The 356-nt window shown below is 63.8% G+C and carries 1 protein-coding gene; it reads right to left on the bottom strand.

The window, feature by feature from the left end; all coding sequences use genetic code 11:
- Positions 1–330 (bottom strand): hypothetical protein (locus tag AC1DYK_RS36400; RefSeq protein WP_478170690.1); only part of this gene is annotated, 330 nt, incomplete at its 3' end.
- Positions 331–356: the final 26 nt, after the last annotated feature.

The raw sequence follows: 356 nt of genomic DNA, 5'->3' as shown, positions 1-356 counted from the left end.
CTTCTGCTGGACGTCGGTCCCGTTGAGCAGGGTGTTGGAAGCCTGTCCCTGGAGCAGCACCTTCTGGGACGGCTTCTTGAGGTCGCCGGGCATCCGGCACGGCACGGTGAGCCGTGAAACGAGGTCGTTGGCTTCGACAGTCGCGCCGTTCACGTCGTAGTGGCTGAGCTTCCCCGGAAGCTTGTCCACGTCGCGCGCCTCGGTGTCCTGCGGAACCCAGGAGAACTCGATGCGCAGTCTCTTGGAGCCGAAGGTGTTCCTCGGAGCGAACGAGCAGGTGGTCTGAGACGACGTCGGCGTGCTCAGGTCTTCTCCCAGTCGTTCCTGCATGCCTTCGACCAGATCCGACGTCGGAG

This window comes from Variovorax sp. P2_H12, from assembly GCF_056403395.1.
This window is presented reverse-complemented; position numbering and strand designations above follow the sequence as displayed.